This window comes from Coleofasciculus sp. LEGE 07092, from assembly GCF_015207375.1.
Lineage (GTDB): Bacteria > Cyanobacteriota > Cyanobacteriia > Cyanobacteriales > Coleofasciculaceae > LEGE-07092.
The window spans coordinates 1-12,685 of record NZ_JADEWY010000049.1 but is presented as its reverse complement, the minus strand read 5'-3'; the positions used below and the strand labels follow the sequence as shown (position 1 = coordinate 12,685).

Genomic DNA, 12,685 nt, shown 5'->3' with positions numbered 1-12,685 from the left:
TATTTAGATTAAATTAATATGAAAGAACGGGGCTTTCAATCTCACATCCAACTCAGGTTTGTCTGAATTCTTAGTACACCTATGTTACCCGTTCTAAAAAGCGATCGCGTTTCATCAATACCATCATCGTCGCAATACTAGGAACCATTAACCCGATTCCCATAATTGGAGTCAATCCGTAAAGCATCAGAGATGGGATCGCAGTTACCAGTAAGCTAATGGCTGTAATCATACCAAGGCGCTTACTCATTCCCTTATACTGCATCCGTTTCATCAAGCTTAAACCTACCAGACACAGCACCAATTCACTTAACAAGGTTGCAACTGCCGCACCAACTCCCCCCAGATAAGGTATGAGAATCAAATTAGTCACCACATTAGTCATCGTAGTACCAAACAGCAGGGTAGGCAGTTGCTTCTCTCTTCCAGTAGCCTGAAGTAACTTTTGCACTAAGGTGCCAAACATTTTGACACTCAGGCTAGGTAGGAGAATAGCAAGGGGTTTGACCGAAGGCGCAAAGGCTTCACCATAAATAACGTTTACTAAAGTACTCTGGAACAAACCAGCTACAACGATGGTAGGCAGCACTACTGCCAGTAAGAGGCGCGTACACTTGTAAATCTGCTCCGGAAGTTTCTCGGGTTCGTTAGCATAGTATCGAGCAAACCTAGTAAAGGCGACGTAGAAAACAACTTGAGGCAGGGCAGCAAACATTTCTAATATCCGGTAGGCAGCACTGTAATATCCAGCCTCTCCAGTAGGAGCGAGTCCCTTAAGCATGACTACATCAATCTGATAATAGAGAATCCACAGAACCCCAGCTAGGGCAAATGGGTAAGCCATACGAACAGATTGCCAAAGTCCGTTGAGGCTCAGAGGTGACCAGATGCTAGTCTTCCGACTCAGGTAAACCAGCATTCCCACAATGTCGAGCAAGCGGACAAGGACAAATGTCCCCACCACCAACACTAGATTTTGAGTCAAAAACAGAACAATAACTGGGAGTAGTACAGTAAAGAACCGCTCTATTGCTACTGAGATCGTTTCGCTTCTGAACCACCCCATACCCTTGAGGACACCGCGTTGCGTCATTTTCACGCTGCGACAGAGTTCTGCGAATATGACTAAGTAGCAAACAATTAAGCCCTCGCCTTGGTAACCTAACAGACGAGCTAGGGGAAACAGAAGCAGGAGAACTAAAAGGAAGCTCAAGCCTTCGATAATCAGGAACTTCCCTGTAGATTTAGGTCCTTCGATAGGGTTTGCTGCTACCTCACGGGTTATTAGTGTCGGAAACCCGAACTGGATAAAAAGAGAAAGGATAGCTCCCAAAGCAACAGCCGCCGAGAAGATCTCATACCGCTCCGGTCCGAGGACGCGGGCAATTGTCATGTAGAAGACAAAAGTGAGAGCAAGGGTTGCCTCTCCTACCAAAACATACAGGTAGGATAGATCGAAACGGTGAAGTAGGGTTTTCACGGTCAATTAACGGTTATTTAAATTACACTTCTGAAAGTGGTGTAGAAAAACTGCCAGCATCACACCCAAAGCAAGTGTAGAAGAGTTGTCTTCTAAAAGGAAGTGGCTCCTTGTAAAGCAAGACTCAGGTTTTTAACACGGGTAATGTCGGATAAACTGTAGCGAAAGCTATAACGTGAGCATAGCAGGAGATATTAGAACATTACTATCATGGCTCCGCACCCACCTATTCGGCTGCTACACAAAGTGTTCATTGAGCAACGCTAAAAAATCCGTGAATAGTTGTTTGGTTTACTGTAGAATACTCAATTAATTCACCCTAGTTTTGCAACTGACAACTAATAACTTTCAGAATTAACAACATGAAATTCAAAAAACTGAATTCGGCAGAACTCCTAATCCAAGCAGATTCTCTGAAGCGGTGGATTTCTATCAGCCTAATTTTACTCGTAGCCACGGCTTTATATCTCTATCAACTTGGCACGGAAAGCTTGTGGATCGATGAACTTTATAGTGTTCATGATGCTAAAAACGGAAATGTAATTACTATCCTTTCCCTTCATGGGTTGGTGGGCTGTAGGGCGACTCTTGGCGATCTTGACAACACCGCTCAATTTCTCGCTGCTAGTGCCAGACATCTTATTAATTGGGCTGAAGTTTCGTAACCAGCGGCGTGTATTGTTAGGGTTTGCTAAGTGGCTTCTGGTTATCGGTATTGTATGGCTTCCCTTTGCAATTCAATTTGCCACTGTATCAACACCTCAGTTCATGAATCATTGGGTAGCTTTAAAGCCGAAACCTGGTATTAAGAATGTCGTAAGAATGCTGACACAGAAATTTACGGTTAATGGGGGGTGGCCTTCTCCAATCGTCTATCCTTTTTACAACGTCTACACTGTAATGCTGGTTGTATTGCTGGGCATGGCTCTCCTTGGCAGGAACCGCAAACCGCAACTTTTCTGGGTTGCAGTTTGGGGATTGTTGCCGAGTGCTGCTATTCTATGCATTTCTTATATTTCTAGCTCGATATGGATACCCCGCTACCTGCTGTTTGTTGCCCCATACCTGCTGATTCTTTTAGCAATCGGTTTTATGAAAGTTTGGCATTGGCAGCGAAATGTGGCTATTGTAGTTGTCCTTACCTATATCGTGGCAGTTAGCGGTGGGTTGGGGTATTATTACACGAAGTTGAATCGTGAAGATTGGCGTGGTATATTCCAGACTATTAGCTTAAATGAAAAGCCTGGTGATTCCCTAGTTCTACATATTACTAAACCCCGTCCTGAAGTGGTGCCGGAGCATTACTATCAGGGTTCGGCACCCATTCATTTTTTGGAAATCTCTCAGGAGTTGTTCCCCGAAGAAAACAAGCAATCAGAAGTGGAACCAGCGCGTCTCACTTTGCCGCCTATTAAATCCCGGTCTTGGGTGGTCTATGAAAGCTCATTGGGCAGAGGAATTGAACCTGAAACGTTCCGGAAGCTTGTTGAAAAACAGTTTAACCTCCAAAAACACCAGATATTTTTCAGAGATCTGGAGCTTTTCTTGGTCACGCCTCGTTCGACTAGCACGGAAGTCAACTCTCCTCCATCTTAGTCAGGACAACCAATCTATCGGGTGAAGGAAATAGTTAGCTCAGATGTTAAGAATGTTGAATAGGAGGAGATAACTCTCCTAATTCTATTGAACATTTCGCCAGGGATGATTCGGTTTTGAAGCTTTTTAGCACAATAGAGGCGCAACAACGCCAAAATTTACTGGTTTTATTTGCGACTGGTCTACTGTTTTGGTCGGGTTTAGCCTCTATGCTGCCAACGTTACCACCTTACATTGAGGATCTGGGAGGAACCAAGCAGCAGGTGGGAATGGTAATGGGTTGCTTTGCCATCGGTTTGTTGCTGTTTCGACCCAAATTGGGGCATTTAGCAGACCAGCGCAGCCGCAAGCTGGTGGTAATTATTGGTACTATTGTTGCCGCGATCGCTCCGTTGGGCTATTTAGTCGCCGATTCAATCGGCTTATTAATGGTACTCCGGGCGTTTCACGGCATTAGTATCGCTGCTTTTACTACAGGTTATCTGGCTCTAGTGGCGGATTTGTCGCCAGTGCGCCAGCGGGGTGAGTTGATTGGCTACATGAGTCTAGTCACGCCGGTTGGTATGGCTCTAGGTCCTGCTTTAGGCGGATTATTACAGGGAGCGGCGGGCTACACGGCTCTATTTCTATTCTCTGGGGGACTGGGTTTCTTGGCAGCAGTTTGTGCTAGTCAGGTGGGCGAACCGGAGAGAGTGCAGGTATCCCAGCAGAAGACTGCACAACCGACCCTCAAAACCATTTGGCGGCTGTTGACCAGTCCTCGTCTGCGAATTCCTGCGACGGTTCTCCTGCTAGTGGGTTTGGCGTTTGGGTCTTTGAGTACGTTTATCGCGTTGTTTATTCGAGAAACTGGCATCAACTTAAATGCGGGCTGGTTTTTCACGGCGGCGGCGATCGCTAGTTTTATGATGCGCTTAGTGGCAGGTCGGGCATCTGACCGCTACGGGCGGGGATTGTTTATCACAGGGAGTTTAATTTGTTATGGACTGTCCATGGTTTTAATTTCCCAGGCTAGAAGTCCCCAAGCCTTTTTGCTGGCGGGTTTCATTGAAGGGGCAGGGGCAGGAACGCTGCTACCGATGATGATTGCCTTAATTTCTGATCGCTCTTCTGGCACCGAACGCGGTCAAGTTTTTGCCGCCTGTATTAGCGGGTTTGATTTGGGAATTGCGATCGCAGGACCTGTCTTCGGTGCGATCGCAGATCCACTCGGCTACGAGGGCATTTTCACCCTAATGGCTGGTTTAACGTTCTTGGCACTCATGATCTTCATCACCCAGTCCAGCAAAAACTTATCCCACTCCCTACGCTTTGCCACGGGTCGGGAACGGGATATTTATGCCCTAGACAATAGAATTTAGGACAAATGTCGATGGACTAATTATTTGTCGTCTTGACTCACTATTTGTCATTGGTCGATGTGTTGCTACAGGACTTACGCACAGATGTAGCGTCTGTGCGTAAGTCCTGTAGAACTCAGATCTTGCACCAGTCTCACTAACAGCCAGTGGTTAAAACCACTGTCTCATAGCTGGCATTCGTCTTGCATACGACTGGATAAGACTTTCAGTCCATTTCAATGGACTTGAGCTATTAGCCCGGAGTTTGAACTCCGGGCTGATTTTCGGGTTTACTGACTTCAGGCTGTAAAATGATTTCAACCAAATTATCAATTTTTTTAAGAGTTGGATCTCCTGCTAAATAACCAATACCGCGATGCAGGTGCAGGCGAAACTGGGTGGCAAGTGTTTCCTTCTCACACCCCAAGCCATCATTGTGACAGCGTTCCTTAAGGGCAATTAACAAAATATCAGCAATCTCTCCCCCAAAAACCCGCCATGTCAACTCCACATTTGAGTCAGCAGGAATAGGTACTGGCGAAGGCATGGAGGGTTCGGCAAGGGAACGGCAGAATGCCCAGCGGCAGAGGATGTTCCATTGGTCGATTTTAGTGTAGCGCTTGAGCTTTACAAGTTGGTCCTTGGCAGATTTTGAGAGTGTAAAGCGCTCAATGGGTGGTTCCATATACCGTCAGGCAGATACGGGAATTGATCTCAATCGCTAGAGTACTCCATAAGAGGATACTACGGAGAGGAGCCAGTGACCCAAGACAATACTGGACTAGCGGCACTTAAGTCCCTACTCCCCCTTCAACCTCTCCAAAAACAACTGATAATTTTGAGACTGGGAACCAAAAACATAATCCGGTGAAAGAACCGTCATATCCGTACCACCCGCATTTCTCAAATGATTAACAGCGGGCAGCAACATCTTCTGCTCCACCACAACGGTAACAGCAAACCAATCATCCCCATGATGAGAATAAACCTTAGCAATAGTGGGTCCTCGCAACCCTGTCAAACCCCTCAACTCCGTCTTATTCATCAAATAAGTGCCAATCTCATCTGCTGATTTCCCTCGCACGTTGGCAGTAATCGAAATATAATTTTTGGCTTTGAGATGAGCCTCAATTAACTCTAAAATCGTCTTGGTTGTATTAAGTTTAGTTGGGTCTTCCTGTAGTAATCTCCGATTCCCAATCAGGCAAGCTTGGGACTTAAGCAGAGTACCCCCATCAATCCGCTTCAATCGGTTTTCCCGCAGGGTAGTTCCCGTACTGCTGACATCGGCAATCATATCGGCATAACCCATACTCGGTGCAGCTTCCATTGCTCCTTGCACTGCCACGAGTGAGAAATTGACAATCAGTTTCTCGTACAACCAATTGCGGGTGAGATTAGGGTATTTCGTGGCAATTCTCAAGGTTCTGCCTTTCTCCTTAAATAGGAGTGTCAGTTCCGCTAAATCTTCAATCGACGAAACATCTACCCAACTTTCAGGAACCGCCAAAACTAACTCACACTTACCGTAACCAAGGCGATCGTGAATTACGACGACATTATCATGCCCCGTTCCTTCTTCAAAAACCACATCATAGCCAGTAACCCCTAAATCAGCGCTGCCCTCTTCTACCTTAGTAAAAATATCGGCAGCTCTTTGGAAAAGAACGGTAATTTGTGGTAGAGAAGGAATCGAACCCACATATTGGCGATCGCTCGGTCGAAATACACCCATCCCGCAAGCTGAAAGCAGGCTAGTTGTAGATTTTTCCAGCGCCCCTTTGCTCGGTAGCGCCAATCTGAGAGGAGAATAGTTGCCGTTAGGGTGCATGGTAATCATTCAAAATTCAAAAACTTAACGGTGTCGGGTATTTTACAAAGAAAGGCAGAGGGCAGAAGGCAGAAGGGAAAACTTACTCCTTCCTCCTATTAACTTGCTGGGCAACTTCACTCACCTTCAACCGCTGCTGTTCGCCGGAATCCATGTGTTTTAAGACAACCTCTGAAGTGCGGCGTTCATCGGAACCAAGGGCGATCGCAAAGGGAATGCCTTGCTTGTCGGCGTACTGGAAATTACTGGAAACGCTTTTACCCCTGACATCAATTTCCACTCGCAACCCCGCTTGTCTCAACTCTTGGGCAACTGCGATCGCATAACCCGTATCCTCCTGACTCACTGGCACTACCAGCACATCAACCCGCTTCTGTGCTGTCCAGACTTTGCCCTCAACTTCTAGCGCTAACCGCAACCGTTCGATACCGTAAGAGAATCCAGTAGCAGGCGTCTCTTGTCTCCCCCCGAACGTGGCAACCAAATCATCATACCTGCCGCCGCCACAGAGTTGTCGCTCGTCTCCCACCGAACCGTGATGGATTTCAAAAATCATCCCGGTATAGTACTGTAACCCTCGACTTAGACCCAAATCGAGACAAATTTGGCTTTTGTCGAGATTGTAGAATTCTAGGGTATTAATAATCTCATGCAACTGTTCCAAACCGGAATAATCAATACCGTGGGCAGATAGAAGTTTTTCCGCTTCCTTGAGAACGTCCGCAGGTTCCCCCACGAGTTGCCCCAATTCACTCATAAACTCTAGCGCCTGACTCACTCTAGCCGTTTGGTCTTGACGCTTCATTTTGGTCAACAGGCGATCGACAATTTCCTCAGCATCCCGGTTTCCCCCCAGTTCGATATTCATGTTCTCTAGCAGATCGAGAATCGCCCCTTGTGCCTCGGATTCATCCATATCCCGAAATAAATCGGTGAGGCGTTTGGTGTCTTGTAGAGACTTTTCCTGTAACGTCTCTACCTGTTCCACCTGTTTCTCGAAAGCGGGATAGATGTCACACAAACGGCGTTCAACGGCGGGTTTGCCTTCCTTTCGCAATAGTTCCATATTGACAAGCAGGAAACTACGCAGGCGACTCTCTAACTGGAGGTTGTCGAGAAACGTTGCCAGCACCCCAACGTGACCTAAAACCACCCGATACCCAGTCAACCCGATACTGTTCAACCCCTGACAAGCGACGGAGATAATTTCAGCATCTGCCATGCTACCTGTTGCACCAATGAGTTCGATTCCCATTTGGGTGAACTGGCGATATCGTTCTTTCTGGGGACGTTCGTAGCGAAAAGCAGGTCCGGCGTAGTAGAGGCGGATGGGTAGGGGTGTGCCTTGCAGGTTATCGACATAGGCGCGAACCACTGAGGCTGTAAATTCTGGTCGCAAGCAGAGGCGGCGGTTGCGGTAGATAAAGTCGTAGAGGCGGGGAGCAATTTCCTCACCGGATTTCCTTAAATAGAGTTCGGTATATTCAATTAATGGCACGTCAATCGGGCGGTAGCCGAAAGACCCGAAGCACTGCCTGAGTGTATCTTGGAGTTGTTTAGCGATCGCGCAGTCGTCGGGCAAGACATCGTTGACGCCGCGTACTCGTTCAATTTTGGTCGTTCGCATCGTTTTTTAAGGGAACCGGATTTTGAGGAATTGAGGGACTAACACCTTGACATAAAACTAACTTTATGTATACAAGGCGTCAGTCGGGCGTCAGACGGCTTGCCCATGGTTGATAGTATCAGAAAGAGCCATCTCCACCTCTAATCAGCGCCTCGAACTCTTCCAACGTCTGACTAACCCCAACCTCTCTAGCTCGCTGCACAAAGCGGGGAATAATCTCTACAACAGCTACATCGGGAAATATCAAACTCCTATCACCCTCAACATACTGATTTTCTCGCAGCACATTGATTTTGAGTTTACCCCTAGAGTAAATCCATAACTCTGGAACTCTCAACGCTTCATAAGCATCCAATTCAGTTTTTGAGGTGACATCGGTTTCAAGGGCTAAGTCAGGTGGTGGATCGACCGTTAAATCTAGTCGCTCTTTACCAATGACGGCTTTGTAGTTCTCAATATAAAAGCAATCATCGGGTTCAATGCCTGCTGCCATACCTTCTCGCTTAAACATTGTAGAACCCAAAGGTTCCCATCGTCGTTTCTGAGCTTTCAGCAGAGTTTTGACTAAATCAGCAATCAAAACTTTTGACCGTTCATGTTCGGGTAGGGGTGCCACAAGTTCCAAAATTCCGTTAGCATAAGCAATTCGTGAGGAACGCCGTTCTCCTAGCTGAGAAAGAATTGCTTCAAATCCTTGCCAAGAAACAGGTTTTAGGGTCACTTTTTGACCTGGTTCTAAACTAAAGCTGATGGCAGTTGCTGGCATAGCAATCGTTTTGAGGGCTAATTTGAGGAAAAATATTAAAGACTTAAAATTTGTCTACTTCTCCCTTTTATCGGTTTTTGCAAAGGCAGCTTTTAAGAACTAGGAGCAATCTCGATTAGAGACAGTTCCATCCGGTAAAGTAGTATTGCAGTAAAAAGCGCCCATTAGGTTAGCATTCTTTAAGTTAGCACTACTCAAATCAGCGTCTCTTAAGTTCACATCCCTTAAGTCAGCCTCTATTAAGAGAGCATTGCTCAAATTAGCACCACTCAGGTTAGCACCACTCAAATTAGCAACGTTGAGTTTAGCATCCGTAAGTTCAGCACTCCCCAAGTCCGCCGCGTGTAGGTTAGCACCACTGAGTCTGGCACCTGTAAGGTTGGCGCGTCTCAAGTCAGCTCCTCTTAGTTCTGCCAGGGTTAAGATAGATTCAGAAAGATTGGCTTCACTGAGATTAGCCAGACTTAAAAGGGTTTGGGTCAGGTTAGCACCCGTTAGAATGGCTTGATTGAGATTGGCTCCCTTAAAGTTAGCTTGTCTAAGGTCAGCGTTGGTTAAGTCAGCACCACTCAGGAACGCTTGCGTCAGGTCGGAATTTCTTAAGTCCGCATTGCTGAGGTTGGCACTCACTAAGTCAGCATTTCTTAAGTTGGCATTACTCAGAATAGCTTCAGTCAGGTTCGCTCGACTCAAGTCAGCATTTGTCAGAATCGTTTCCGTTAAGTCCGCACTGCTGAGGTTGGCATCACTTAAGTCACAGGTGGCACATTCCTTAGTTTCCTGTAACTGCCTAACCTGATCGGGGTTTTCGGCTTGAGTCGGAGTCGCTATCCCCAAGGGTGCAAGGAGTAAAATCGTTGCCAAAAGCCTGGGTTTCATAATTTTACTTTAACTTCAAAACGTTGTAAGTAGATTGGCACGGGTTAAACTTAACGGGTGAGGGTCGTCATTTGTCTTAGTAAGGTTCAAGGCATCTTTACATTTAGCAACATAGTTTGGTTTATTCCTGCCTACCTACTTATCAAAATTTCTATACATTTCCAGATTAGAAAAATCAGTCATAATCGCACACCTCTGGTAGTCTGATGAAGACGTTTAGAAAAATACAACCGTGACCCATCCTCGTGTGCTTTGCCTGGGTGAAGTATTATTTGACCGTTTAGCCGATCAGTTGGGACGTCCCGTCGAACAGGTTGAATCGTGGACGGATTACCCAGGAGGTGCTCCTGCTAATGTTGCTACTGCCTTAGTAAAGTTGGGAACCCCTGCTGGATTTATCGGTTGTGTGGGGCAGGATAAACCGGGAAACGAGTTGGTACAGTTATTAGAGGATATTGGAGTAGATATCACTGGTGTTCAGCGTCATCCTACAGCCCCAACGCGACAGGTTTACGTTGTGCGCTCCGAAAAAGGCGATCGCGAATTTGCCGGTTTTGGGGATTTGGATACATCTCAATTTGCTGACGCCTTTCTTAACGTCTCAGAGTTACCCGAATCCTTATTTGTACACGCCGATTATTTAGTCTTAGGAACGCTGGAGTTAGCTTATTCTCAAACTCGGGATGCCATTGACAGAGCGCTACAACTGGCTGAACTCTACGATGTCAAAGTTGTCGTCGATATCAACTGGCGTCCAATGTTCTGGCACGATCCGAGTATTGCCAAGCCACTCATTCAGGAACGCTTGAAGCAAGTAGATTTTCTCAAAATTGCCAGAGAAGAAGCAGAGTTATTATTTGACACCGCCGATGCTGGTGCGATTACCCATCGTCTTGATTCCCTAGAAGGTGTCTTAGTGACAGATGGCGATCGCGATACAACCTACTGCCTCAGTGAGCAAGAAGGGAAGTTTTCTCCTTTTACTATGGATGTTCAAGATACTACAGGAGCAGGGGACGGTTTTGTTGCTGGTTTTGTTCACCAGCTTTGTCAGCAGGGACTCAAATGTATTGCCACTCCTGAATCAGCAAAAAATGTCGTCAAATATGCCAGTGCTGTAGGGGGACTGACAACATTGAAACCCGGAGCGATCGCAGCCCAACCCACCGCCGACAAGGTGGCAGCATTTTTGCAAGAAAAAGACAAATGATTAATGATCAATTGCTGCAAAATTTAATTACCGATACAATCAACGCAGCACCAAAGCAGCAAATTACCTTTGCCGAATACATGAATTTGGCGCTCTATCATCCACAGCAGGGTTACTACGCAACGGGTGCGGTTAATATTGGCTCAGAGGGTGACTTTTTTACGTCACCCCACCTCAGTAAAGATTTTGGGGAATTGTTAGCTGTCCAATTTGCCCAAATGTGGGAGAGTTTAGGATGCCCAAAACCGTTTACCTTGGTAGAAATGGGAGCAGGGCATGGACTTTTGGCAGCCGATATTTTGAGTTATCTGCATCAACAGCATTCTGACTGCTTTAATAGTTTAGACTATTGTATTGTTGAGAAAGCCGAGGGATTGATTGCCCAACAGCAAAAACTTGTGCAGCAATTGGAACTACCAGCGCTACCCCTGCGGTGGTGTTCCTTAGATGAAATACCAGAATATTCAATAACGGGTTGCTGTTTTTCTAATGAATTGGTGGACGCTTTACCTGTGCATCAAGTTGTGCTTGAGAAGGGGCAGTTAAAGGAAGTTTATGTAACGTCTCTACAAGAATCAGATATTAGAAATAATAACATTAATTTTGTAGAGGTAATAGATAGCCTTTCAACTCCGAAACTGCGGGATTATTTTGACGTTGTGGGTATCGATTTATTTTCGGGAGGCTATCCAGAAGGTTATCGGAGTGAGGTGAATTTAGCAGCGTTGGACTGGATAAAGACTGTTGCGAGTAAACTGCGGCGGGGGTTTTTGTTAACCATTGATTACGGGTATCAAGCCGAGCGCTATTACTCGCCAGCACGTCATCAAGGAACGCTACAGTGCTATTATCGACACCGACATCATAACAATCCCTACCTTTATATTGGGCAACAGGATATCACTGCTCATGTTAATTTTACGGCTCTAGAGCGTCAGGGGGAATTGTGCGGCTTGCATCAGGTGGGGTTTACAAAGCAGGGCTTGTTTTTGATGGCATTGGGATTAGGCGATCGCCTTGCGGCGCTTTCTTCGAGGAGTAGAGAGCAGGGTGAAGCGATTGCCAAGGCGCAAGATGTAATGAAAATTATACGCCGTCGGGATACTTTACACCAACTTATCGACCCGATGGGATTGGGTAGTTTTGGTGTTTTGGTACAGAGTAAGAATTTAGAAGAACCGATAACACTGAAAGGGTTGACTGTACCGCCAATGATTTGAACAAAACAGGGGATAAGTGTGGATCAACCCTCTAAACTAAAAGAATTGATAGCGAATATCCAGTTATGGCGGGGACTACCAGACGAGCAACTAGACGCCCTAGCAAAGATTGCGATCGCCAAAACCTATCGCAAAGGTGAGATAATTTTTGAAGAAGGGGATGAAGGCAGAGGATTTTTTGTGGTTCGTTCTGGCAGAGTTAAAGTCTTCAAACTCTCTACTGAAGGAAAAGAACAGATTTTACAACTCTTTGGGGCTGGCGAACATTTTGCCGAAGTGCCAGCCTTTGACGGAGAATGCTTTCCAGCATCAGCAACAACCTTAGAAAAATCTGACCTATTGTTTTTTCCCCGAACTGCTTTTTTAGAACTACTCCAGCAACACCCAACATTAGCCATTAATATGTTGGCAATTTTCGCACGTCACTTGCGGCGATTTGCCCAGCTTGTCGAAGATTTATCCTTAAAGGAAGTTCCAGGACGATTAGCAGCTTATCTACTCTATTTGAGTGACCGTAACAAGACTCTTAAAGTAGTGGAATTAGATATAACCAAAACTCAGTTAGCAGCATTATTAGGCACGATTCCAGAGACGCTATCCCGCGTTTTTGCCAAGCTGAGTCAGGAGAGATTGATTTCTATTGAGGGTTCTCGAATTCAATTGTTAGATCGAGAAGGTTTAATGATTTTGGCGGAAGGGAGAAAGGCAGGGAGTGGGCTGTCTCTTATAAACATCT

The 12,685-nt window shown here is 46.0% G+C and carries 12 protein-coding genes; 6 read left to right on the top strand and 6 right to left on the bottom strand.

Translation table 11 applies throughout. The features are described 5' to 3' along the window. Positions 1-79: 79 nt before the first annotated feature. Complete coding sequence (locus IQ257_RS13875) at positions 80-1,480, bottom strand: flippase (RefSeq protein ID WP_193873771.1); 1,401 nt, start codon at positions 1,478-1,480, stop codon at positions 80-82. 362 nt (positions 1,481-1,842) lie between these two features. Here IQ257_RS13875 and IQ257_RS13870 point away from each other — a divergent pair, with 362 nt between their 5' ends. From IQ257_RS13870 to IQ257_RS13860, 3 genes are all read left to right on the top strand, one after another. Continuing rightward, positions 1,843-2,145 carry a hypothetical protein gene (locus tag IQ257_RS13870; protein ID WP_193873770.1) on the top strand — a complete coding sequence of 101 codons (303 nt, stop codon included), beginning with the start codon at positions 1,843-1,845 and terminating at the stop codon, positions 2,143-2,145. Further along, entirely contained in the window at positions 2,108-3,076 is a 969-nt protein-coding gene (locus tag IQ257_RS13865) for a hypothetical protein (protein ID WP_193873769.1), read from the top strand. The genes IQ257_RS13870 and IQ257_RS13865 overlap by 38 nt, the downstream gene beginning before the upstream one ends. Before the next feature lie 116 nt (positions 3,077-3,192). After that, complete coding sequence (locus tag IQ257_RS13860) at positions 3,193-4,437, top strand: MFS transporter (protein WP_193873768.1); 1,245 nt, start codon at positions 3,193-3,195, stop codon at positions 4,435-4,437. Between the two features lie 232 nt (positions 4,438-4,669). On the opposite strand, the gene dndE is transcribed toward IQ257_RS13860, so the two are convergent. The 5 genes from dndE to IQ257_RS13835 form a co-directional block, all read right to left on the bottom strand. Next, positions 4,670-5,101 carry a DNA sulfur modification protein DndE gene (dndE, locus tag IQ257_RS13855; protein ID WP_193873767.1) on the bottom strand — a complete coding sequence of 144 codons (432 nt, stop codon included), beginning with the start codon at positions 5,099-5,101 and terminating at the stop codon, positions 4,670-4,672. A 114-nt stretch (positions 5,102-5,215) separates the two neighbouring features. Next, positions 5,216-6,256, bottom strand: a complete 1,041-nt coding sequence (gene hisG, locus IQ257_RS13850; protein ID WP_228060697.1) for an ATP phosphoribosyltransferase — start codon at positions 6,254-6,256, stop codon at positions 5,216-5,218. A gap of 73 nt (positions 6,257-6,329) precedes the next feature. Continuing rightward, a complete protein-coding gene (gene hisZ / locus IQ257_RS13845) occupies positions 6,330-7,874 on the bottom strand; it encodes an ATP phosphoribosyltransferase regulatory subunit (protein WP_193873766.1) in 1,545 nt (514 codons plus the stop codon). A gap of 118 nt (positions 7,875-7,992) precedes the next feature. After that, a complete protein-coding gene (locus tag IQ257_RS13840) occupies positions 7,993-8,640 on the bottom strand; it encodes a Uma2 family endonuclease (RefSeq protein WP_193873765.1) in 648 nt (215 codons plus the stop codon). A 99-nt stretch (positions 8,641-8,739) separates the two neighbouring features. After that, entirely contained in the window at positions 8,740-9,519 is a 780-nt protein-coding gene (locus tag IQ257_RS13835; protein ID WP_193873764.1) for a pentapeptide repeat-containing protein, read from the bottom strand. A 232-nt stretch (positions 9,520-9,751) separates the two neighbouring features. Between IQ257_RS13835 and IQ257_RS13830 the strand changes: the two genes are divergently transcribed. From IQ257_RS13830 to IQ257_RS13820, 3 genes are all read left to right on the top strand, one after another. Next, the gene (locus IQ257_RS13830) at positions 9,752-10,729 is read left to right on the top strand and encodes a carbohydrate kinase family protein (RefSeq protein ID WP_193873763.1); all 978 of its coding nucleotides are present in this window, start codon (positions 9,752-9,754) and stop codon (positions 10,727-10,729) included. Then, positions 10,726-11,949: a class I SAM-dependent methyltransferase gene (locus IQ257_RS13825; RefSeq protein ID WP_193873762.1), complete on the top strand. Its 1,224-nt coding sequence runs from the start codon at positions 10,726-10,728 to the stop codon at positions 11,947-11,949. The genes IQ257_RS13830 and IQ257_RS13825 overlap by 4 nt, the downstream gene beginning before the upstream one ends. Positions 11,950-11,967: 18 nt before the next feature. After that, positions 11,968-12,685, top strand: a 718-nt coding sequence (locus tag IQ257_RS13820; RefSeq protein WP_193933066.1) for a Crp/Fnr family transcriptional regulator, incomplete at its 3' end; no start/stop codon positions are given.

Bases quoted from the DNA above. Each gene is read 5' to 3' on its own strand.
- IQ257_RS13870 (WP_193873770.1), top strand. From the start codon at position 1,843: ATGAAATTCAAAAAACTGAATTCGGCAGAACTCCTAATCCAAGCAGAT.
- IQ257_RS13835 (WP_193873764.1), bottom strand. From the start codon at position 9,519: ATGAAACCCAGGCTTTTGGCAACGATTTTACTCCTTGCACCCTTGGGG.
- IQ257_RS13825 (WP_193873762.1), top strand. From the start codon at position 10,726: ATGATTAATGATCAATTGCTGCAAAATTTAATTACCGATACAATCAAC.
- IQ257_RS13840 (WP_193873765.1), bottom strand. From the start codon at position 8,640: ATGCCAGCAACTGCCATCAGCTTTAGTTTAGAACCAGGTCAAAAAGTG.
- hisZ (WP_193873766.1), bottom strand. From the start codon at position 7,874: ATGCGAACGACCAAAATTGAACGAGTACGCGGCGTCAACGATGTCTTG.
- dndE (WP_193873767.1), bottom strand. From the start codon at position 5,101: ATGGAACCACCCATTGAGCGCTTTACACTCTCAAAATCTGCCAAGGAC.
- hisG (WP_228060697.1), bottom strand. From the start codon at position 6,256: ATGATTACCATGCACCCTAACGGCAACTATTCTCCTCTCAGATTGGCG.